Origin of the sequence: Nonomuraea sp. MG754425, from assembly GCF_021699195.1 — a bacterium.
GTDB lineage: Bacteria > Actinomycetota > Actinomycetes > Streptosporangiales > Streptosporangiaceae > Nonomuraea.
The window spans coordinates 1-20,250 of record NZ_SSXE01000132.1; the positions used below are offsets into that span (position 1 = coordinate 1).

Annotated in this window: 21 protein-coding genes and 1 tRNA gene; 11 read left to right on the forward strand and 11 right to left on the reverse strand. The window is 71.6% G+C overall.

What is annotated here, in order from left to right:
- Both FAF44_RS35810 and FAF44_RS35815 read right to left on the reverse strand, forming a co-directional pair.
- Positions 1–846, reverse strand: an 846-nt coding sequence (locus FAF44_RS35810) for a serine/threonine-protein kinase (protein WP_237107785.1), incomplete at its 3' end; no start/stop codon positions are given.
- A 33-nt stretch (positions 847–879) separates the two neighbouring features.
- Entirely contained in the window at positions 880–1,881 is a 1,002-nt protein-coding gene (locus FAF44_RS35815; protein WP_237107786.1) for a hydroxyacid dehydrogenase, read from the reverse strand.
- Between the two features lie 174 nt (positions 1,882–2,055).
- Here FAF44_RS35815 and FAF44_RS35820 point away from each other — a divergent pair, with 174 nt between their 5' ends.
- From FAF44_RS35820 to FAF44_RS35850, 7 genes are all read left to right on the forward strand, one after another.
- Entirely contained in the window at positions 2,056–3,186 is a 1,131-nt protein-coding gene (locus FAF44_RS35820; protein ID WP_237107787.1) for a winged helix DNA-binding domain-containing protein, read from the forward strand.
- Between the two features lie 56 nt (positions 3,187–3,242).
- Positions 3,243–3,998 (forward strand): IclR family transcriptional regulator, encoded by a 756-nt coding sequence (locus FAF44_RS35825; RefSeq protein WP_237107788.1) that lies wholly within the window; start codon positions 3,243–3,245, stop codon positions 3,996–3,998.
- On the forward strand, positions 3,995–4,714 hold the full coding sequence (locus tag FAF44_RS35830) for a sugar kinase (protein ID WP_237107789.1): 720 nt from the start codon (positions 3,995–3,997) through the stop codon (positions 4,712–4,714). Before FAF44_RS35825 ends, FAF44_RS35830 begins: the two co-directional genes overlap by 4 nt.
- Positions 4,715–4,905: 191 nt before the next feature.
- Complete coding sequence (locus FAF44_RS35835) at positions 4,906–5,955, forward strand: hypothetical protein (RefSeq protein WP_237107790.1); 1,050 nt, start codon at positions 4,906–4,908, stop codon at positions 5,953–5,955.
- Positions 5,956–6,013: 58 nt separating this feature from the next.
- Entirely contained in the window at positions 6,014–6,388 is a 375-nt protein-coding gene (locus FAF44_RS35840; protein WP_237107791.1) for a BlaI/MecI/CopY family transcriptional regulator, read from the forward strand.
- Between the two features lie 75 nt (positions 6,389–6,463).
- Entirely contained in the window at positions 6,464–8,122 is a 1,659-nt protein-coding gene (locus tag FAF44_RS35845; protein ID WP_237107792.1) for a catalase, read from the forward strand.
- Positions 8,123–8,177: 55 nt separating this feature from the next.
- A complete protein-coding gene (locus tag FAF44_RS35850) occupies positions 8,178–8,435 on the forward strand; it encodes a DUF1876 domain-containing protein (RefSeq protein WP_237107793.1) in 258 nt (85 codons plus the stop codon).
- Positions 8,436–8,510: 75 nt separating this feature from the next.
- Here FAF44_RS35850 and FAF44_RS35855 read toward each other — a convergent pair whose 3' ends face one another.
- From FAF44_RS35855 to FAF44_RS35875, 5 genes are read right to left on the reverse strand one after another with little or no spacing between them, the layout of a single operon-like run.
- Positions 8,511–9,422 (reverse strand): dihydrodipicolinate synthase family protein, encoded by a 912-nt coding sequence (locus FAF44_RS35855; protein WP_237107794.1) that lies wholly within the window; start codon positions 9,420–9,422, stop codon positions 8,511–8,513.
- Positions 9,419–10,408, reverse strand: a complete 990-nt coding sequence (locus FAF44_RS35860) for an ABC transporter ATP-binding protein (RefSeq protein ID WP_237107795.1) — start codon at positions 10,406–10,408, stop codon at positions 9,419–9,421. Before FAF44_RS35860 ends, FAF44_RS35855 begins: the two co-directional genes overlap by 4 nt.
- Positions 10,401–12,332 carry a dipeptide/oligopeptide/nickel ABC transporter permease/ATP-binding protein gene (locus FAF44_RS35865; protein ID WP_237107796.1) on the reverse strand — a complete coding sequence of 644 codons (1,932 nt, stop codon included), beginning with the start codon at positions 12,330–12,332 and terminating at the stop codon, positions 10,401–10,403. Before FAF44_RS35865 ends, FAF44_RS35860 begins: the two co-directional genes overlap by 8 nt.
- A complete protein-coding gene (locus FAF44_RS35870; protein ID WP_237107797.1) occupies positions 12,329–13,288 on the reverse strand; it encodes an ABC transporter permease in 960 nt (319 codons plus the stop codon). The genes FAF44_RS35865 and FAF44_RS35870 overlap by 4 nt, the downstream gene beginning before the upstream one ends.
- Positions 13,285–14,889 (reverse strand): ABC transporter substrate-binding protein, encoded by a 1,605-nt coding sequence (locus tag FAF44_RS35875; protein WP_237107798.1) that lies wholly within the window; start codon positions 14,887–14,889, stop codon positions 13,285–13,287. Before FAF44_RS35875 ends, FAF44_RS35870 begins: the two co-directional genes overlap by 4 nt.
- Positions 14,890–15,025: 136 nt before the next feature.
- Here FAF44_RS35875 and FAF44_RS35880 point away from each other — a divergent pair, with 136 nt between their 5' ends.
- On the forward strand, positions 15,026–15,742 hold the full coding sequence (locus tag FAF44_RS35880; RefSeq protein ID WP_237107799.1) for a FadR/GntR family transcriptional regulator: 717 nt from the start codon (positions 15,026–15,028) through the stop codon (positions 15,740–15,742).
- A gap of 49 nt (positions 15,743–15,791) precedes the next feature.
- On the opposite strand, the gene FAF44_RS35885 is transcribed toward FAF44_RS35880, so the two are convergent.
- On the reverse strand, positions 15,792–16,376 hold the full coding sequence (locus tag FAF44_RS35885; RefSeq protein ID WP_237107800.1) for an HD domain-containing protein: 585 nt from the start codon (positions 16,374–16,376) through the stop codon (positions 15,792–15,794).
- Between the two features lie 50 nt (positions 16,377–16,426).
- Here FAF44_RS35885 and FAF44_RS35890 point away from each other — a divergent pair, with 50 nt between their 5' ends.
- Positions 16,427–17,287, forward strand: a complete 861-nt coding sequence (locus tag FAF44_RS35890; RefSeq protein ID WP_237107801.1) for a DUF4429 domain-containing protein — start codon at positions 16,427–16,429, stop codon at positions 17,285–17,287.
- A gap of 72 nt (positions 17,288–17,359) precedes the next feature.
- On the forward strand, positions 17,360–17,743 hold the full coding sequence (locus tag FAF44_RS35895) for a hypothetical protein (RefSeq protein WP_237107802.1): 384 nt from the start codon (positions 17,360–17,362) through the stop codon (positions 17,741–17,743).
- A gap of 38 nt (positions 17,744–17,781) precedes the next feature.
- Here the strand turns inward: FAF44_RS35895 and FAF44_RS35900 are convergent.
- From FAF44_RS35900 to FAF44_RS35910, 3 genes are all read right to left on the reverse strand, one after another.
- Positions 17,782–17,858: transfer RNA gene (locus FAF44_RS35900), tRNA-Lys, on the reverse strand.
- A gap of 44 nt (positions 17,859–17,902) precedes the next feature.
- The gene (locus FAF44_RS35905) at positions 17,903–18,829 is read right to left on the reverse strand and encodes a nucleoside hydrolase (RefSeq protein ID WP_237107803.1); all 927 of its coding nucleotides are present in this window, start codon (positions 18,827–18,829) and stop codon (positions 17,903–17,905) included.
- A gap of 249 nt (positions 18,830–19,078) precedes the next feature.
- Positions 19,079–19,471, reverse strand: a complete 393-nt coding sequence (locus FAF44_RS35910; protein ID WP_237107804.1) for an OsmC family protein — start codon at positions 19,469–19,471, stop codon at positions 19,079–19,081.
- Positions 19,472–19,522: 51 nt separating this feature from the next.
- Between FAF44_RS35910 and FAF44_RS35915 the strand changes: the two genes are divergently transcribed.
- Complete coding sequence (locus tag FAF44_RS35915; protein ID WP_237107805.1) at positions 19,523–20,224, forward strand: hypothetical protein; 702 nt, start codon at positions 19,523–19,525, stop codon at positions 20,222–20,224.
- Positions 20,225–20,250 lie beyond the last annotated feature (26 nt).

The following is a 20,250-nucleotide window of genomic DNA, read 5'->3' on the forward strand; positions in this document are numbered from 1 at the left end:
CTTCAGGTCCGCATGCTTCCGGCCCGCCTCGGCCGCCGCCAGCATGCGGTCGAGGGTCTCGGGGTCGGGCCTGGCCGCCGGGTCCCGTACGAGCAGGGCGCCCAGCACGGGCCCGAGCACCCCGGCGCGCTCGGCGGGCGGCACGTCCTGGTTGAGCACCGCGGCGAGGGTCGCCAGCGTGGAGTTGCGGCGCAGCGGGTGCCGGCCCTCCACGGCGACGTACACCATCATGCCCAGCGACCAGAAGTCGGACGCGGGGTCGCCCTCGACGCCGTTGATGCGCTCGGGGGCCATGTACTCGGGCGAGCCGATGAACGCACCGGTGGCCGTGAGGCTCGTGGACTCGCGCATCGCCGCGATGCCGAAGTCGGTCAGCACCGCCCGGCCGTCCTCGCGCAGCAGGACGTTGGCGGGCTTGACGTCGCGGTGCTGGATGCCGACCGCGTGGGCGGCCCGCAGGCCCGCTAAGACCTCCCGGCCCAGCCGCGCCGCCTCCGGCACCGGCATGGGGCCGCGCTGGATCCGGTCCTGGAGCGAGCCGCCCGTGACGAGTTCCATGACGATCCACGGGTAGCCCTGCTCGTCCGGGTCCACGATGTGGTGGATGGTGGCCACGTTCGGGTGGTTCAGCCGGGCGAGCGCGCGGGCCTCGCGCAGCACCCGGGAGCGCAGTTCCCTGGCGTGGGTGGGGTCGTGCTCCTCCATGGAGGGGTCGGGCGGGCGCACCTCCTTGAGCGCGACGTCACGGTGCAGGGCGACGTCCCAGGCCCGCCACACCAGGCCCATGCCCCCGCCGCCGAGCCGTTCCACGAGCTCGAAGCGGCCGTCGATCACCCGTTTGCGCATGCAGAGCAGCGTAGGGCCGAGCGGACTCCGGCGTCACGCGAGGGTGGCCAGGTCCTCCGCCCGCACGCCGTGGGCGAAGGGGAGCCCCTTGGCGTACCTGGCCAGCTCGTCCACCGCCAGGTCGGCGATACGGGCCAGCTCGCCGCCGAGCGATCCGGCGATGTGCGGCGTGAGCAGGACGTTGGGCAGGTCGAACAGCGGCGAGCCGGACGGCAGGGGGTCGGGCTCGGTGACGTCGATGACCGCGTACAGGCGGCCGGAGGCCGTTTCGGCGATGAGCGCGTCCTGGTCGACGAGCGCGCCGCGGGCGGTGTTGATCAGCGTGGCGCCGTCGCGCATGCTGGCCAGGCGGGCGGCGCTGACGAGGTGGTGGGTCTCGGGCAGCGCGGGCGCGTGCACGCTGACGACGTCGCTGCGCTCGAACAGCTCGTCCAGCTCGACGCGGGGCACGCCCAGGTCCTCGGTCAGGTAGGGGTCGGCGACCAGCACGTCCAGGTCGAACGGCCGCAGCAGCTCGATCACCCGCCGTCCGATCTTGGACGCGCCGATGACGCCCACCGTGCGCCGGTAGTTGCCGAACCCGGGGAAGAGCCCGTCGAGGTCGAGCGGCGCGCGCCGCTCGCGGAAGAGCCGGGCGATGTCCGGCACCCGCTTGTTGGCGAACAGGATGGCGGCCAGCGTGTACTCGGCGACGGGCTCGGCGTTGGCCGCCGCCGCGGACGAGACGAGCAGGCCGCGCTCCCAGCACGCCTCGGTGACGTGGTGCTTCACCGAGCCGGCCGCGTGCACGACGGCCCGCAGCCTGGGCGCGGCGGCCAGCACCTCGGCGGTGACGGGCGGGCACCACCAGCTCGTGTAGAGCACCTCCGCCTCGGCCAGCGCGCCGGCCACGGCGGGGTCGGCGAAGTCGGCGGCCACCAGGCCGGGGTCCACGTCGGCGATCGCGACCAGGCGCTCGCGCACCGGCCCCGCGATGAGCCGGGTGGCGATCTCGGGTCCCATCGCCAGCAGGGTCTTCGGCCGCGATACGGTCATTCCGCTCCCCCGACTATCAATACGGTCACTGCGCTGACGATGATAACGATCACCCCCGAGCCGGACCGCACGGGCCACCCCCTACGGGACGCGGCCGTCCAGGGTGGCGCGTACCGTCGGCGCAAGGGCCATTGCGGACAGAAACCGGCCGCAATGGTCCCTACCTTTGCCGTCATGAACCCCCTCATCACCCGCAGGGCGCTCAACCGGGCCACCCTCGAACGCCAGCACCTGCTGCGCCGCACCACCGGCTCCGTGACCGAGGTCGTGGAGCACCTGGGCGGGTTGCAGGCCCAGACGCCGCACACCTGGTACACGGGCCTGTGGAACCGCGTCGCGGGATTCCGGCCCGCCGACGCCGCCGGCCTGCTGGAGGCGCGTGAGCTGGTGCGCATCGTGCTGCACCGCTCCACCATCCACCTGGTCTCGGCCCGCGACTGCCTGGCCATGCGGCCGCTGCTGCAGGTGGTGACCGAGCGCATGACGCGTACGACGTTCGGCGGCCGGCTGTCCGGCGTGGACCCGGACGAACTGTCGGCGGCGGGCCGGGCCCTGCTGGAGGCACGCCCGATGACGTTCGCCGAGCTGGGGCGGGCGCTGGCCGAACGCTGGCCCGGCAGCGAGCCGCACGCGCTGGGCCAGGGCGTGCGCTGCCTGGTGCCGCTGGTGCAGGTGCCGCCGCGCGGCCTGTGGGGCAGGAGCGGGCCGATCGCGCACACCAGCGCGCAGGCGTGGCTCGGCCCCGCGCTGAGCGCCGACGTGCCGCCGATGACGCCCGGCGCGCTGGTGCGGCGCTATCTGGCCGCGTTCGGCCCGGCCTCGGTGCGGGACGTACAGACGTGGTCGGGGCTGACCAGGCTGGGCGAGGTGGTGGAGTCGCTGGACCTGGTCAGGTTCCGGGACGAGGCCGGCAGCACCCTGTACGACCTGCCGGACGCCCCCCGCCCCGGCGCGGACGTGCCCGCCCCGGCACGGCTGATGTACGACTTCGACAACCTGTTCCTGTCCTACGCCGACCGGTCCAGGGTGATCACCGAGACCGGGGCGGCGGCGATCCGGGGCTTCATGGGCACGAACGTGATGCCCCGCGCCATCCTCGTGGACGGCGTCACGGCGGGCGACTGGACGCTCACCAGGGCCGAGGGCGTCTCCACGGTCAACCTCCACCTGTGGGAGCCGGTCGAGGCCGTCGGGGAGGTCGAGGCGGTCGAGGCGGTCGAGGCGGAGGCGCGGCGGCTGCTGGCGTTCCTGGCCCCGGGTGACGGGCACGACGTCGCCGTCCTCGACGGCCCCTCCAGGCCTTGAGTTGTGCACTGCACAACAGCATGTTGCATACCGGTTCCGCCGGTAGGGTGGTCCGCGTGCAGGAACGCAACCAGTCCGCCTCGCTGAGGCGCGCGCTGACCGTGCTCGACCACGTACGCGAGCATTCGGGTCTGACGCTCACCCAGCTCAGCGAGGGGGTCGGCCTGTCCAAGAGCACGGTCCTGCGGCTCACCGCGCCGCTCGTCGAGGCCAGGCTGCTCGACCGCGACCGCAAGAGCGGCGTCTTCCGGCTCGGCCACGGCACGCTGCGGCTCGGGCAGGCCTACCTCGCCACCCTCGACCTGCGGGCCGTGGCCGCCGAGGAGTCGCACCGGCTGATGAGCGAGGTGCGCGAGACCGTGCACCTGGTCGTCCACGACCATCCGCACGTCGTCTACATCGACAAGGTCGAGAACGACACCAGCGTGCGCATGGCCTCCCGCATCGGCAGCCGCGGCCCGCTGCACTCCACCGCCGTCGGCAAGGCCATCCTCGCCTGGCAACCCGAGGAGAGCCTGACCGGGCTGGCCCTGGAACCGCGGACCAAGCAGACGATCACCGACGCCGAGCGGCTGCGCGCGGAGCTGGCCCAGGTCAGGCGGCGCGGCTACGCGGTCGACGACCGCGAGAACGAACCCGAGGTGCGGTGCGTCGCCGCACCGATCTTCAACCACGACGGCGTCGCCGCCGCGGCCCTGTCCGTCTCCGGCCTCACCTCGCGGATCACCGCCGCGCGGGTGCGCGAGCTGGGGCCGCTGGTGGCCGCGGCGGCGACACGTATCTCGAGAAAGCTGGGTGACACGAGCCGATGACCGAGCTGCTGACCTTCGGCGAGACCATGGCCCTGTTCGCCGCCCGCCGTACGGGGCCGCTGCGCTTCGCCCGCGACTTCGACCTCGGGCTGGGCGGCGCCGAGTCGAACGTCGCGATCGGCGTGGCCCGCCTCGGCCACGCCGCGACCTGGGTCGGCAGGGTGGGGGCCGACGAGTTCGGCGACCTGATCCGGGCCACGCTCGCGGGCGAGGGCGTGCGCGCGCACGCGATCCCCGACCCGGCCGCGCCCACCGGCCTGATGATCAAGGGACGGCGCACGGCCGACCTCATCGACGTGCGCTACTACCGCAAGGACAGCGCGGGCTCCCGGCTGAGCGCCGCCGACCTCGACCCCGACCTCATCCGGTCGGCCCGGGTGCTGCACGTCTCCGCGATCACGCCCGCGCTGTCCGAGGCGGCGCGGGAGGCGGTGGCCCACGCCGTCACCGTGGCGCGGGCCGCCGGGGTGACGGTCTCGCTCGACGTCAACTACCGGCGCGCGCTGTGGACGCCCGAGCAGGCCGGGGCCTGGCTGCGGGAGACGGTCGGCGACGTGGACGTGCTGTTCGCCACCGAGGCCGAGGGCCGGTTGATCGCCGACGTCGAGGAGGCCGAGGAACTGGCCAAGACGCTGGCGGGGCTGGGGCCGCGGCACGTGCTGCTCAAGTTCGGCGCGCGGGGGGCGATGGAGCTGTCCGACGGCGTCGACCGCTGACCTCACCCCCACCGCCCGCACGGGCCGGTGGCAGCGGGCCTGCGGCAGGAAGCCGGGCGCGGCGGGTTTGCGGCGAGGTGTGGGCCCGCCGGGCCGTCCTGCGGCGGAAGCCGGGTGCGGTGGGTGGTGGTGATCATGGAGATCTGGGATATCTCCGGCGAAGACCATCGTGCTTGCCATAGCCTGCCGAAATGCTCGACCAACATCTCGACGACCTCTTCCAGGCCGCCGCGGACCGCGACCCCGACCGGCTCTTCGAGCACGCCTCACGGCTCTACGCGGCCACGGAGGACGCCGACCCGGCGACCCTGTCGGCCGTGGTGGTCCGGCTCAGCGGGGTCTTCGCCCTGGTCCCGTCCGGCATCGGCGCCCGCCTGGGCATCGTCGCCGGCGCGCTGGCGGAGCACGGCGCCGACCCCGTGCCACTGGCCGAACCCCTCGTCGGCCAGCTCACCGAGTTGCTCGAAAAGTCGGCCGGGTTCGCCGCGGCCTGGCGCGAGGCCACCGGCGAGGAGCCGCCGGAGCCCGACGACAACGACCCCGGCTGGCTCGCCGCCACCGCCGCCCGGCTGACCGGCCCGCCGGAGCAGGAGGCGATGAAGCTCACCGACGCCTGGGCGCACGTGTACATGGCCGCCATGCCGGTGCTGTCCATCCTGCAGCTCTCGCCCCGGTTACGCGCCGAGTTGCCCGGCCGTGACCGGCTCGCGGCGGCCCTGTCGGCGGTGCTGGAGGACCGCGAGGACCTGCAGTGGCTGGCCGGCCTGCTCTCGGTGCTCCAGGACGAGCGCCTGGTCGTCCTGCACAGGGAGACCGGCCGCGGCTACGAGGTCGTCATCGGCGGGATCGGCGACAACTTCCAGCTCCACACGCTGCTGGCCGACGTGGTGAGCGGCCCGGCCGACCACGGGCTGGTCGAGGGCGTGCAGCCGGACCCGAGGTGGGTGCTGGCCGCCTCGGACGGCGACGTGGACCCGGAGGACGACGACCCGGTGCACGGCCAGTTCAACCTGGTGGACGCGCACGGCAAGTGGATCTGGAACGAGGGTGTCCCCGCCGACATCCCCCACCTGGACGGGGTCCGGGTCGTGGTGCTCGACCCGCCGCCGTACGCCAGGTCGTGGAGTCCCGGCCGGCGCTTCCCGATGATGCCCGCCACCATCCGCCTGGAGCGGATCCTGCCGGAGGACGAGGCCGCCTCCTGGATGGCCAGGATCGCTCCGGAGGGCGGCGCGGGCTGACGCCCTGAGGGGGTTCGACAAAAGTGCTGATCAGCAGCAAACCCGTACCATGTGGGGCATGAGACGCCCTCTGGGAGAGCTCGAGGCCACCGTCATGGACAGGATGTGGTCCTACCACAGGCCCGCCTCCGTCCGTGACGTGCTCGAGGATCTCCGCCGGGAGCGCGAGATCGCCTACACCACCGTCATGACCGTGATGGACAAGCTGCACACCAAGGGCCTGCTCAGGCGCGAGCCGGTCGGCCGCGCCTACGTGTACGAGCCGGTCGCCACCAAGGAGGCGTACAGCGCCGAGCTGATGCGGCACGCGCTGGCCGCCGGCGGCAACCGGGCCGCCACCCTGGTGCACTTCCTCGAACGCCTCACCCCCGAGGAGGCCGCCGCGCTGGAGGCGGCCCTCCAGGTCGTCCCGCCCGGCAGCCGCCGCCCGTAGCGCAACCTTTGCCCGTTGCCGTTCCGGCCTTGGGAGCAGGCGGGGAAGACCTCGTCCGGGGGAAGGAACGGTGCGATGACAGACGTCTCAGGCGCGGGATCCCGGTCGGACGACCAGCGCGAGGTGCTCACCAACCGGCAGGGGCACCCGGTCTACGACAACCGGAACCAGCGCACGATCGGCCCGCGCGGCCCGGCGACGCTGGAGAACTACCAGTTCCTGGAGAAGATCAGCCACTTCGACCGGGAGCGCATCCCCGAGCGCGTGGTGCACGCCAGGGGCACGCTCAGCTACGGCTACTTCGAGACGTACGGCCGGCTCGGCGACGAGCCGATCGACCGCTACACCCGGGCCAAGCTCTTCCAGCAGGAGGGCAGGCGCACCGAGGTCGCCGTGCGCTTCTCCACCGTGATCGGCGGACGCGACTCGGCGGAGACCGCCCGCGACCCGCGCGGCTTCGCCGTCAAGTTCTACACCGACGACGGCAACTGGGACCTCGTGGGCAACAACCTGGCCGTGTTCTTCATCAGGGACGCGATCAAGTTCCCCGACGTCATCCACTCGCTCAAGCCCGACCCCGTCACGTTCCGGCAGGAGCCCAACCGGATCTTCGACTTCATGTCGCAGACGCCGGAGTCCGTCCACATGCTGGTCAACCTGTTCAGCCCGCGTGGCATCCCCGCCGGCTACCGGCACATGCAGGGGTTCGGCGTGAACACCTACAAGTGGGTCAACCGCGAGGGCCAATCGTTCCTGGTGAAATATCACTGGATACCCAAGCAGGGCGTGCGCAGCATGACCGAGGCGGACGCGGCGGCCGTGCAGGCGTACGATGTGGGCCACGCCACCAGGGACCTGCACGAGGCGATCGAGCGCGGCGACCACCCCGAGTGGGAGTTGCGGGTCCAGATCATGAGCGACGACGAGCACCCCGAACTGGACTTCGACCCGCTCGACGACACCAAGGTGTGGCCGGAGAACGACTTCCCGCCGCTGCCGGTCGGCCGCATGGTGCTCAACCGCAACGTGGTCAACCAGTTCGCCGAGAACGAGCAGGCCGCGTTCGGCACCGGCGTGCTGGTGGACGGGCTCGACTTCTCCGACGACAAGATGCTGGTCGGCCGGACGTTCTCCTACAGCGACACACAGCGTTACCGGGTCGGCCCGAACTACCTCCAACTGCCGGTCAACCAGACCAAGGCGCCCTGCCGGACGAACCAGCGCGACGGCCAGATGACCTACTTCGTCGACACCGGCGGCGAGAGCCCGCACATCAACTACGAGCCGTCCCTGCGCGACGGGTTGCGCGAGGCCGAGTACCCGCACCCGGACGAGATCGGCCCGGTCGTCAGCGGCCGGCTGACCCGCGCGCGCATCCCGCGCACGAACGACTACTCCCAGGCGGGCCAGCGTTACCTGCTCATGGAGGAGTGGGAGCGCGACGACCTCGTGCACAATCTCGTCACCGCGCTGCGCCAGTGTGACCGCATCGTCGCGGAGCGTATGGTCTGGCATTTCCTGATGGCCGAGGACGACCTGGGGCTGCGCGTCGGCGAGGGGCTGGGCATCACGCCGGACGACGTCGCCGGGCTGGAGCCGCTGCGCGACCAGGAGCTGACCGCCGAGGACCGCGGCCGGCTGGCCAAGCTCGGCAGGAACGGCCCGCGCGACGTCGAGGGGCTGAGGATGACCCACTGCGTCCCGGACGAGCGGGCGGCCCAGGCCGATCGCTGAGCGCCCGTCTTTATGTCCGCCTCTCACGGGCAGTGGTGTGAGGGGAGGTGTCGTCATGGACTACAAGCAGTGGAACATCCAGATCTGGATCAGCGAGGACGACGGCGACGCCGTGACCACGGCCACGGCGGTGCTGTTCACCCCGGCCGGCAAACGGCACGAGAGCGTGGCGCACGCCCGCCGCAATCCCGGCGACCGGCCCGTGCCCGGCATCGGGGACGAACTGGCCGCCGGACGGGCGCTGACGGACCTGGCCTCGAAGCTGATCGAGGACGGCGCCCAGGACGTGGCCCAGCTCGCCGGCCCCGTCTGACGATCAAGCGTCTGACGATCCGGCAGCCGACGATCCGGCACCTGACTATCAGGCGCCGGACGATCCTGGGTGCCGTCAGAGCAGCCCGGCGCTCGCCAGGAGCTTGCCGACCCGGCCCACCTCGTCGTCGTTCAGCGGGGTCTGCGGGAGCGCGGTGATCGGGCAGTCGATGACGCCGCGCAGGTGCAGCGCGGCCTTGAACGCCCCGAGGCCCGACGAGCTGCCGCCCATGCGGGCCCCGCCGACGTGCACGATCTCGAACAGCCTGACCAGGCGCTCCTGCTCGACCCTGGCCGCCTCCCAGTCGCCCTGGGAGGCGCACCGGTACAGCTCGACGTAACCCTGCGGGTCCACGTTGCCCAGGCCGGGCACCACGCCGTCGGCGCCCATCCACAGCGCGGAGTCCACGGTCACCTCCGAGCCCGTGAGCACGCTGAACGGCGCCTCGCGGCCCATGATGACCGCGCGCAGGCCGCCGTCGTCGCCGCTGGAGTCCTTCACCCCGGCCAGCACGCCCTCGGCGGCCAGTCCGAGCACCAGGTCCGCGCTCAGCTTGGTGTGCACGGAGACCGGCAGGTCGTAGGCGTAGACCGGCAGGCCGGTCCGGGCCGCGAGCGTCCTGAAGTGGGTGCGGATCTCGTCGGGATGCGTGCGGGTGTAGAACGGCGCGGTCGCCACCAGCCCGGCCGCCCCCGCCTCGGCCGCGACGCGGGCGTGTTCGAGCATCCGGGGCGTGGTCATGTCGATCACCCCGGCCAGCACCGGCACCTGCCCGCCCACATGCCCGGCCACGGTGTCCAGCACCGTCCGCCGCTGCGCGTCCGTCAGGTAGGCCACCTCGGAGGAGGAGCCCAGCACGAACAGCGCGTCCACGCCGCCGTCGACCAGGTGATCCACCAGGCGGACCAGCGAGGCCCGGTCCACCTCGTACTCCGGGGTCATGGGCGTGCAGACAGGGGGGATCACACCGGACAAACTCACACTCATATCCGCTCCTGGATCAGCTCGACGTCTGTGGATCCCGCCGCCACCGGATGGTGGCAGTGGAACAGGTGCTCGCCCTCGGCGCTCGCCGCGGGCATCTCGGCGGCGCAGACGTCGTCGGCCCGCCAGCACCGCGTACGGAACGGGCAGCCGCTCGGCGGCCTGGTGGCCGACGGCACCGCTCCCACCAGCGGGATCGGGTTGATCGGCGAGATCAGCCCCGGCGTGGCGGAGAACAGCGCCCGCGTGTACGGGTGCCGCGCGCCGAGCGGCACCGACGTCGCCGGCGTCTGCTCGACGATCCGGCCCAGGTACATGGTGACCACGCGGTCGCTCATCCTGCGCACGGTCTGGATGTCGTGGGAGACGAACACCAGGGCCAGCCCGAGCCGCTCCTTCAGATCCAACAGCAGGTTGAGGATCTGCGCCCGCACCGACACGTCGAGCGCGCTGGTCGGCTCGTCGGCCACGACGAGCTCGGGTTCGAGGGCCAGCGCCCTGGCGACGGCCACGCGCTGCCGCTGCCCGCCCGAGAGCTGGCCGGGCAGCGCCTCGCCCGCGCTCGCGGGCAGCCCGACCAGGTCGAGCAGCTCCCGTACGCGGGCGTCGCGCTGGGCGGGCGTGCCCCGGCGGTGCACGTCGAGCGGGTCGCGCAGCACCTGCCTGACCGGCAGCCGCCGGTTCAGCGCCGTGGACGGGTCCTGGAAGACCATGCCGACGCTGGAGCCGACCAGCCCGCGCCGCTCGGACTCCCTCAGCCCCCACAGGTCCCGGCCACGGAAGGCCACGGTCCCCGAGACCGGCCGCTGCAGCCCCACCAGCACCCTGGCCAGCGTGGACTTGCCGCACCCCGACTCCCCCACCACGCCGACGGTCTCGCCCGCGCGCACCGAGAGGCTCGCGGCGGTCAGCGCGTGGACGCGGTCGCGGGCGAACAGGCCGCCGGAGCGGGCCTTGTGCACGACGTGCACGTCCTTCAGCTCAAGCATGCCGCTCGCTCCTCTCCAGCGACTGCGCGGGGTGGTGGCAGGCCACCTGGTGCCCGGCCGCCCCCTCCAGCACCGGCTTCTCGGTCCGGCACACTTCGTCGGCCATCGGGCACCGGTCGGCGAACCGGCAGCCGGGCGGGAAGTCGGCCGGGGCCGGCACCACGCCGCGGATCTGCGTGAGCCGCTCGGCCCCCGACTCCAGCGACAGCACCGAGCCGAGCAGGCCGCGGGCGTAGTGGTGGGCCGGCCGGCCGACCAGCGACGCGGTGACGCCGGTCTCGACGATCTGGCCGCCGTACATGACCACCACCCGGTCGGTGACGTCCGCGACCAGCGCCAGGTCGTGCGAGACGAGGATCAGCGCGAACCCCAGCTCCGCGCGCAGCCGCAGCAGCAGCTCGATGACCTGCGCCTGCACGGTCACGTCGAGCGCGGTGGTGGGCTCGTCGGCGACGATCAGCTTGGGCTCGCGCGAGAGCGCCATCGCGATCAGCACCCGCTGCCGCTGCCCGCCCGACAACTCGTGCGGATAGGACGACAGGGTGCGGCGGGCGTCGAGGCCGACGAGTTCGAGCAGTTCGGCGGGGCTGCGCCGGCCGCCGCGCCGGGTGAGCTGCTTGAGCTGGGCCTTGATGGTCATGGCCGGGTTGAGCGAGGACAGCGCGTCCTGGTAGATCATCGCCATCTCGTGGCCGAGCAGGCGGCGGCGGGCGCTCCTGGACTCGGAGAGCAGTTCCCGCTGGTCGAAGCGGATGTGCCCGCTGACGCGGGCGTTTCGGGGGTGCAGGCCCATGATGGTGAGCGCGGTCAGCGACTTGCCGCAGCCGGACTCGCCGACCAGGCCGAGCACCTCGCCGGGACGTACCTCGAAGCCGATGCCGTCCACGATGTCCACGCCTTCGGCGAACCCGATGCGCAGCCGCTCCACGGACAGCACGGGCGGGCCTTGCGGCAGCGGGCGGGCCCGCTCGGCCAGCCGCCGCGCCGCCTCGGCCAGCCCCGGCAGCTCGACGACCTCGCCGGAACCGGGCCTGGCCTGCTCGAACGTGTCGTCCTTGCGCACCTGGGGCTTACCGGCGGCCGGAGCGGCCCAGGCGTCCGAGAGCCCTTCGGACAGGATGTTGAGCGCCAGCACGGTGATCAGGATGAGCAGGCCGGGGAAGACCGTGGCCCACCAGCCGCCGAGCAGCACCAGGTTCTTGCCGTCGGCGATGACGCTGCCCCAGGACGGGTCCGGCGGGCGCACCCCGGCCCCGATGAACGACAGCGACGCCTCGAACACGATCGCGTCGGCCACCATCACCGTGCAGAACACCAGCACCGGGGCCGCGCAGTTGATCGCCACGTGCCTGACGACGATGTGCGGGGTGCGGGCGCCGATGACGCGTTCGGCCGCCACGTAGTCCTCGCCGTACTGCGCGAGCACGTTGGCCCGCACGACCCGGGCCACCGACGGCATGTAGAGGAAGGCCATGGCCATGACCAGCACCGGGATGCTGCCGCCGAAGACCGCCACGAGCACCGCGGCGAGCGCGATGCCGGGGAAGGCCATGATGACGTCGAGCACGCGCATGAGCGTCTCGTCCACGGCCTTGCGCGAGGTGGCCGCGATCGCGCCGAGCGCCGCCCCGGCGACCAGGGCCAGCCCGGTCGCGCCGAGGCCGATGAGCAGCGACCAGCGGGCCCCGTACAGGAGCCTGGACAGGATGTCGCGGTTGGCGCTGTCGAGGCCCATCCAGTGCCGCGCGGACGGCCCGCCGCCGGCGACCTCCTGGAAGTACGGCGAGTGCGGCGCGATCCACGGCGCCAGCACCGCGGCCAGCACGACGACCACGATGACGCCCACCGAGACCCACGCCGCCGGCGTCAACCGGCGCGTGCCGCCGCCGGGCCTGGACAGGCGTTCCGTCAGTCCACGTCTCATGTGGCGCTCCTGAGGCGGGGGTTGACCAGCAGGTAGAGGACGTCCACGATCAGGTTGACGATCATGAACCCGATCGCGATGGTCAGCACCACGCCCTGGACGACGGCCGGATCGCCGTCACGCACGGCGTTGATCATGAGCTGGCCCATGCCGGGCAGCCCGTAGATCGTCTCGATCACCACCGTGCCGCCGATGAGGTAGCCGATGCGCAGGCCGAGCACGGTCAGCGGGTTGATCAGGGCGTTGCGCAGCACGTTCCGGCCGACGACCACGATCATCGGCAGGCCGCTGCCGATCGCGGTGCGCACGTAGTCGCGGTCCAGTTCCTCCACCATCGACGTACGGATGATGCGGGTGAGCTGGGCGGCGATCGGCAGCGACAACGACAGGGCGGGCAGCGTCATCGAGCGCAGCCAGCCGGTCAGCGAGTCGGCCGGGTTGATGTAGCCCCCGGTCGGGAAGAGCCCCTCGCCGACGGCCAGCCACTGGATCATCAGCAGCGCCAGCCAGAACGCCGGGGCCGCCACCCCGATCAGCGACACCATGCGGATCACCTGGTCCGGCCAGCGGTCGCGGAACAGCGCCGCCGTCACGCCGAACACCAGCGACAGCACCACCGCGACCGTCAGCCCGAGGAACGTGAGCTGCAACGTCAGCGGCAGCGCGGTCGTCACCGACTCGACGACCGGCTGCTTGGTCAGCACGCTGGTGCCCATGTCCCCCTGCGCCAGGTCGGCGACGAAGCGCACGTAGCGCAGGGGGAGCGGGTCCAGCAGGCCGTTGTCCACCTGGAACTGGCGGATCTGCTCGGGGGTCGGGTTCGCGCCCTGGAAGTAGGCGTACTCCGGCTTGCTGCCGGAGAAGCGCATCACGATGAACACGAACGCGACCACGCCGAGCACCAGCGGGATCAGGATGAGGAGCCGCCGCAGCAGCATCCGGACGACGAGCGTCATGTCCGCTTGGCCTGCAGCAGGTTGATGCCCGGGTAGGGCTGGGCGCGGATGCCGGACAGCTTCTTCGGGTCCCAGGCGGTCATCAGCTCGTTGTGCACGACCGGGTAGAGGATGGCCTGCTCGGCGACGAAGTCCAGATATTCATGGATCAGCTCCGTACGCGCGGCCGGGTCCGTCTCCTTGCCGGCCTCGTCCATCATCGAGAACAGCTTCTCCGCGTCCTTGGTGCCGTCCCAGTGGCTGTACTTCATCCACAGGCCGCCGGGCACGTAGTTGTAGTGCAGGATCAGGTCGGCGTCCATGCCGAACTGCTGGGGGTTCGAGGCCGCGGCGACCACCTGGTAGTCCTGGAACTGGTCCATCTTGGTGAACAGCGCGGCCGTGTCCTGCGGCTCCAGCGTCGTCTTGACGCCGACGGCCTCCCAGGAGGAGGCGATGGTGGGCAGGCAGTCGGCGATCCAGCTCACGTTGACCGCCATGAGGTTGACCGTCAGGCCGGTGACGCCGGCCTCCTTCAGCAGCGCCCTGGCCTTGTCGGGGTCGTAGTCGTAGACGACCGAGGCCCGTTTGTGGTCGGGGTGGCCCTCGTTGAGGAAGGAACTGGAGGCCGTGCCGTGGCCCTTGAGCGCCACGTCGATCATCTTGCCCTTGTCGATGGCGTAGTGCAGGGCCTGGCGCACCCGTATGTCGTCGAACGGCTTAGTGGCCGTGTTGAACATCAGGAACATGTGGTTCATGCCCTTGCCGCCCTCGACCGTCAGGCCCTGCTGCTTGAGCTGGTCGACGTTGGCGTACGGGATGTTGTCGGCGATCTGCGCCTCGGCGGAGCCGCCGGAGATCTTGGCCACGCGGGCGGCGGCGTCCACGATGGTCAGCCAGTTCATCTGCTTGACCGTGGCGGGCCGCGGCCCGTTGTAGCCGTCGAACGCCTCGAACGAGGTGTTCGACTTCGGGTTGTGCGCGACCAGCTTGTACGGCCCCGAGCCCACCGCCTTGCCGCCCTTGGCCTGGTCCCACGCGCCCGCCTGGCCGAAGACGTGCTTCGGCATGATCTTCGCGATCGTCAGCCGGGGCGCCGCGTCCGGGAACGGGAACTTGAAGACCAGCTCCACGTTCCGCTCGTCCACCTTCTTCACCTCCTGGAGCCAGGACTTGAAGAAGTTGCCCACCAGGACGTTGTCGGGGCCGAGAATGCGCTCGAAGGTGAAGACGACGTCGTCGGCGGTGACCGGCCGGCCGTCGTGCCACGTGGCGCCCTCCCTGAGGGTGAACGTCCAGGTGGTCGCGTTCAGGTCGGAGGGCAGCGCGGTGGCGAGCGCGGGATAGGGCTCGCGGGTGATCGGGTCGGTGTCGAGCAGACCTTCGTAGACGTGGTAGATGCCGGCCATCGCGAAGGCCGAGGCGGTCTGCGTCGGGTCCCAGCTCTGGTCGTTGCCGTACCCGATCACGGCCGTGATGAGGTCTTTGTTGGATCCGGCGCCGACCGAACCGGTCGAGGCCGGGCCTGCCGAGCAAGCGGAGAGCGTGGCCGCGATGAACGCCGCCGCACCGGCCGCCCCGCTGTGACGCAGGAAGTCGCGGCGACTGAACTCAGAGCTCACGGATGCCTCCTGAGGGAGTAGTAGAACGTGGGACATCCCATGTCCTACGATGTGCGTAAGGTGGACGCTAGATGCCACCCAGGCGTGAGGTCAACGGAAGATTTCCGGATTGTTACCTGAGACGAAAGGATTCTTCATGGCCACAGTCCCGCGTCCGGCGCGCCTCAGCCGCGCCACCGAGGCCCAGGAGGGCGTCAAGGACCTCATCGTCAGACGCGGGCTGGTGGCGGGCGACCCGCTCCCCACCGAGTCGGAGCTCATGGAGGAACTCCAGGTCAGCCGCAACTCGATCAGGGAGGCGCTGAAGGCGCTCCAGGCGGTCGGCATCGTGGACATCCGCCACGGCTTCGGCATGTTCGTCGGCCGGATGTCCCTGGCCGGGCTGGTCAACGAACTGACCTTCCACAGCCGCATCACCCTCCAGAACGGCGCCAACCACCTCGCCCACCTGGTCGAGATCCGCGAGATCCTGGAGAGCGGCCTCGTGCAGCGCCTGATCGACCTCGGCCCCGACGCCGACCTGACACCGGCCGCCGGCGTCATGGACCGGATGGAGAGCGAGGCCCAGGCCGGGCTGGTCTCCCCCGAGACCGACCGCCTCTTCCACGACCTGCTCTACCGCCCCCTCGGCAACCCGCTGGTCAGCCAGCTCCTGGGCGCGTTCTGGGACGTCTACTACCAGCTCCGCGACGCCCTCGGCGCCCCCGACGAGCCGCCCGCCGACGTCGCGAAGCGGCACCGCGACATCTACACGGCGGTGCTCAAGGGCGACCGGGACGCCGCCGTGGCCGCCGTGCACGCGCACTTCGAGGGCGTGCGCAACCGGGCGGCCCGGATCGGCAGCCGGCCATGAGCCGGTGACACCCGGTGACACCCGGTGACGCGCGCCCGGACGCGCCGGCTCAGGAGGCGGGCCAGCGCTCCACGCGACGCCACCGCCCCCGCCACTCGCCGAACCACTCCGCGAACCACGGGTGCGCCCCGGCCAGCGGCATGATGTACGCCACGGTCTCCAGGTAGTAGCGCCGCTGGAACCGCCACGACATCCGCTGCAGTTCCTGCACGTTGCTCACCCGGTCCGACAGCTTGACCAGCACGGCCCGCGGCGGCGCCTTGACCAGCGAGGCCAGATGGTCGGCCTTCGACCCGCCGCGCGGCCTGCTCACCCACCGCACCAGCGCCGCCACCTCGGGCCCGAAGCGCCGCGCGAGCTCCCCCTCGGTGCACGACGTGTCCTCCAGCACGTCGTGCAGCACGGTCGCGACCAGCACCTCCCTCTCGCTGAGCTTCGCGCCGGTCACGGCCACCTCCAGCGCCTCCAGCAGGTGTTCGACGTACGGCCGCCCGGTGGGCCGCTGCTGGACCCCGTGCTTGCGCCGGGCGAAGGCGACCGCGTCGCGCAGGGCCACCACGGTGGGCTCCGGCAGGGCCCGGCTCAGCGGGCCCTGCGCGTGTGCCCAGGACGGCCAGCTCGTGAAGATCTCCATACCGCTCCTTCGCATGGGGTCGTGCCGCGAGCGTGTCCTAGGCTGAGGATATGGCCGAGATCGCTGTCCCAGACGGGTCGTGGACGTTCAATGGAGAAATGCTGCGGATCGTCCCGGGAAGCGGCAAGGACATTCACGAGCTGCGCCGCTCGCTCGGCGAGGTGCACGTGCCGCTGGAGGCGATCGCGGGCGCGTCGTTCGAGCCCGCGCGCAAGGGCGGCCACCTGCGTCTGAAGCTGCGCAAGGGGGCCGACACACTGTTCGACGTCGCCGCCGGCGCCCTGGGCGCGCCGGCCGACCCGTACCGGCTGGCCGTGCCGAAGGCGCGGGCGGGCGCGGCCGAGTACTTCGCCGACGAGGTGCGCGACACCCTGCTCGTCTACCAGACGCCCGGCGGCTCCTGCGACGAATACCTCATGCCCGCCCCCGCCGTGCCCATCTCGGCCACGGCCGGCGACGGCACGGCGCTCTTCGACGGCGAGCGGGTGCGGCTGGAGTGGAACGGCTTCGCCGCCTCCGACAAGGAGCGGGCGGGCCCCCAGGAGTTCCCGCTGCCGGACGTGGTGGGCGTGGAGTGGAAGCCGCAGTCCGGGATGGGCTACGGCACGCTGCGCTTCCGGCTCAAGGGCGAGGGTCCGCCCCAGTCGCCGCAGAAGGACCCGCGCTGCGTGTCCTGGGGCATCCAGCGCTACGGCGGCGCGACCGCCCTGGTTGCGGCGGCCGTACTGGCCCGCCTGCCGCGCGAGCAGCCGGAGCTGCCGCCACCCGCCGCACCGGTCGCCGACGACGTGCACGACGCGGTCCTGCGCCGGCTGACCGAGCTGGGCCAGTTGCACCGTGCGGGGGTGCTCACCGACGAGGAGTTCGCGCAGGCCAAGCAGGCGATGATCCGCCGGCTGCAGGAGTCGTGATTCACCCTCCCCGTCACCACGGATTGCGTACGCTCGACTACGTAACGTGATGATTGTAGGTGGGGAGAGGCAATGTTCGGAAGATCACACCTCGCGTCCGCCGCCGCGGGAGCGGCCCTCGCGCTCGCCTCGGCGGGGCTGCCGTCGTACGCGTCGGTCGCGGCGACGGTCCTGCGGTGCGACACGTACGTCCACGGCAGCGACGAGGACCTCGGCATCGCCGCGTGCGCCAATCCCACGGACCAGGTCTGGGTCTTCCGCGCCGTGGTCGTCTGCGGCCGGGCCCCGGACGTGGCGGGCGCGTGGGTGACACTCCCGCCCGGCGGTTACGGAGAGTCGCAGGGTTACTGCGCCGGCGGCTTCACCAGCGGGGTCGAAACCGTCGGCGTGGACGAGCACCCCGCCTCGGAAACCGGCGTCGCCGAGACCCGGCCCGGCGACACCCTGGACCCATGACGAAGGGCACCGCCGTCAGACGGTGCCCTTGTCAGTGCTGGTGCGCCGCCAGGGACTCGAACCCCGGACCCGCTGATTAAGAGTCAGCTGCTCTAACCAACTGAGCTAGCGGCGCAACAGATGTAACTGTATCAGCCGCCCGCCACTGCCCGCGCCGCGTCAGCCCAGCCGGGTGGCCAGCTTCTCGTACGACCCGATCACCAGATCCCAGAAGGCCGGCACGTCGAGAGAGGTCGCCACCAGGGCGTTCGCGTCCCGGTCCGAGATCTTGAAGTCGGTGACGGTCATGCCCCGGGTGTGCTGCCCGGCGGTCTCCACGTTCACCACGGCCGGCACGCAGGTGAACAGCCCGGGGTCGAGCACGTACGCCACCGCGCACGCGTCGTGGATGGCCGGGCCGCTCTCGTCCGTGACCACCCCGTAGAACTGCGCGGCCGGTACCAGCAGGCCGGACAGCCGCCCGAGCGGCCGCATGCGCTCCAGCACCCCCGACGTGACCGAGGCCGTCAGTGTGACGTCCAGCCCGAGCATCTTGACCGTCCAGCCGGCCTCGAACACGATCGCCGCGGCCTCGGGGTCGGCCAGCATGTTGAACTCGGCCGCCGGGTTGTGGTTGCCGCGGGTGTAGGAGCCGCCCATGATGACGAGGTCGCGGGCCCACTCCACGATGCGGGGCTCACGGCGTACGGCGAGGGCGATGTTGGTCAGCGGGCCCACGGCGACCAGCGTGATCTCGCCGGGGGCGGCCTCCAGCGTGCGCACGATGAAGTCGACCGCGTGCCCCTCCGACGGCCCTCTCCCGGGCTGGGGCAGCACCACGTCGCCGAGGCCGGTGCTCCCGTGCACGGCGGTGGCCCTGACCGTGCGGTGCAGCAGCGCGCCGGCGCTGCCCGGGGTGACGGGCACGTCGCCCAACTGGAGGAACTCCCGCAGCGCGAGCGCGTTCGCGGTGGTCAGTTCGAGATCGACGTTCCCGCCCACGGTGGTGACGCCCACGATGTCGAGGGAGTCGGAGGAGCCGGCCGCGAGGGCCAGGGCGAGCGAGTCATCGATGCCGGGGTCACAGTCGATAAGAACCTTTTTCACATCACCGGAGGATACGCATGGATCGGGCCGGGCAGTTCCCCCAAAGCTGCCCGGCCCGATCGGTGGCGGTCCAGGCCGGCGCTTTCCCCCAAAAGCGCCGGCGGTCCCGCACTTGCGAACCGCGGTCCCCCTCCGCGTCCGCTCGGTGAAGGTCCTTCGGCCAGTAGCAGTGCTGCTGACCTGGTACAACGCTACCGAGACGAATGCAACGGACCCGTCATAACGCGGTCGAATATCTGTTTAATCCGCCTACGGAAGCTCCAATCGAACCTCCGTGCCTTCACCAAGTGACCGGCTCACGGTGCAGTACTTCTCGTGCACACGCCCGGCCACCGCCCGGAACACCTCGTCGGCCGCCTCGGAGGGCAGCTCCACGTCGTAGGTGACCGTCACCGGGCCGAGCTTGTTCTGCTCGACCTTGTCCGCCTGCACCGTCATCGCCAGCCGTACCAGGCGATGCCCGCGCTTGGCGGTGAGCGGCTCGACGGTCACGATGTTGCACCCGCCCACCGCGGCCAGCAGCAGCTCGACCGGTGTGAACACCCCTTCCTCGTCTGCGCCGCCCATGAGAACCTCGGCGCCGCGGGCGTTGACCGCCCGGAACCCGCCCTCTTCAGTCCGCTCGACACGCACGTTAGCCATGTTTCAGACCCTACTCAGGAAGCTTTAATGTTCGTTCAGGATCGTGAGGTCATGGCTAGCGAGGTGAACGTTCGTCAGGGCCCGGTCCTCTTCTGGAGCGGCGTCGCGGTGGCCGAGTTCGGCGCGATCGGGCCGGGTTTCGGTTATCCGTGGTCTCCGGCCGCCTACGCGGCGGCGGCGGCGCTCGTGGGGCTCGGTTTCCTCAGCGTCAAGGCGGCCGACTACCTGCGTACCGAGGAGGCCAGGCAGCGCCTGCTGCTCGGCGGCTACCTCGCGGGCGCGCTGCTGGTGGCCCACCAGTTCAGCGCCACCGCCCACGCGCCGAGTGCGAGCCGGGTGGCCTCGCTGCTGATCTACGCGATGGCGGCGGTGATGGCCGTCTGGAGCCACGCGGCGCCCGGCGCGAGCAGGCCCGCCCTGCTGATCGCCACCGGGCTCAGCCCCGGCTCGCTGCGCCGGCGGCTGGCCGGCGCGACCGACACGGTGGCCGTCTTCCGCACCGACCGCGTCACCGACGAACTGCGCGACCTCGAGACCCGCTACGGCCTCATCCTCGTGGTCGGCGACGAGCACGACCCCAGGGTCAAGGAGCGGGTGAGCGCCTCGGGGCTGAGCCGCGAGATCCCCGACATCGCCGAGCGCGAGGTGGTCGTGGCCGGTCCGCGGCGGTTCAAGCGGTACGTCGGGGGCGCGTTGTCACGCCTCGCTGTCCCCAGATCACAGATTCATTTCAAATCAGGGCAAAAGGTTTAGGCTGACCATACGCCCCATCTGACAGC

Coding starts and splice junctions, on each gene's coding strand:
- FAF44_RS35845 (WP_237107792.1), top strand. CDS start 6,464: ATGACAGACGTCTCAGGCGCGGGATCCCGGTCGGACGACCAGCGCGAG.
- FAF44_RS35915 (WP_237107805.1), top strand. CDS start 19,523: ATGGCTAGCGAGGTGAACGTTCGTCAGGGCCCGGTCCTCTTCTGGAGC.
- FAF44_RS35860 (WP_237107795.1), bottom strand. CDS start 10,408: ATGCTTGAGCTGAAGGACGTGCACGTCGTGCACAAGGCCCGCTCCGGC.
- FAF44_RS35885 (WP_237107800.1), bottom strand. CDS start 16,376: ATGGAGATCTTCACGAGCTGGCCGTCCTGGGCACACGCGCAGGGCCCG.
- FAF44_RS35830 (WP_237107789.1), top strand. CDS start 3,995: ATGACCGAGCTGCTGACCTTCGGCGAGACCATGGCCCTGTTCGCCGCC.
- FAF44_RS35815 (WP_237107786.1), bottom strand. CDS start 1,881: ATGACCGTATCGCGGCCGAAGACCCTGCTGGCGATGGGACCCGAGATC.
- FAF44_RS35820 (WP_237107787.1), top strand. CDS start 2,056: ATGAACCCCCTCATCACCCGCAGGGCGCTCAACCGGGCCACCCTCGAA.
- FAF44_RS35840 (WP_237107791.1), top strand. CDS start 6,014: ATGAGACGCCCTCTGGGAGAGCTCGAGGCCACCGTCATGGACAGGATG.
- FAF44_RS35865 (WP_237107796.1), bottom strand. CDS start 12,332: ATGAGACGTGGACTGACGGAACGCCTGTCCAGGCCCGGCGGCGGCACG.
- FAF44_RS35910 (WP_237107804.1), bottom strand. CDS start 19,471: ATGGCTAACGTGCGTGTCGAGCGGACTGAAGAGGGCGGGTTCCGGGCG.
- FAF44_RS35855 (WP_237107794.1), bottom strand. CDS start 9,422: ATGAGTGTGAGTTTGTCCGGTGTGATCCCCCCTGTCTGCACGCCCATG.
- FAF44_RS35890 (WP_237107801.1), top strand. CDS start 16,427: ATGGCCGAGATCGCTGTCCCAGACGGGTCGTGGACGTTCAATGGAGAA.
- FAF44_RS35880 (WP_237107799.1), top strand. CDS start 15,026: ATGGCCACAGTCCCGCGTCCGGCGCGCCTCAGCCGCGCCACCGAGGCC.
- FAF44_RS35835 (WP_237107790.1), top strand. CDS start 4,906: ATGCTCGACCAACATCTCGACGACCTCTTCCAGGCCGCCGCGGACCGC.
- FAF44_RS35870 (WP_237107797.1), bottom strand. CDS start 13,288: ATGACGCTCGTCGTCCGGATGCTGCTGCGGCGGCTCCTCATCCTGATC.
- FAF44_RS35850 (WP_237107793.1), top strand. CDS start 8,178: ATGGACTACAAGCAGTGGAACATCCAGATCTGGATCAGCGAGGACGAC.
- FAF44_RS35895 (WP_237107802.1), top strand. CDS start 17,360: ATGTTCGGAAGATCACACCTCGCGTCCGCCGCCGCGGGAGCGGCCCTC.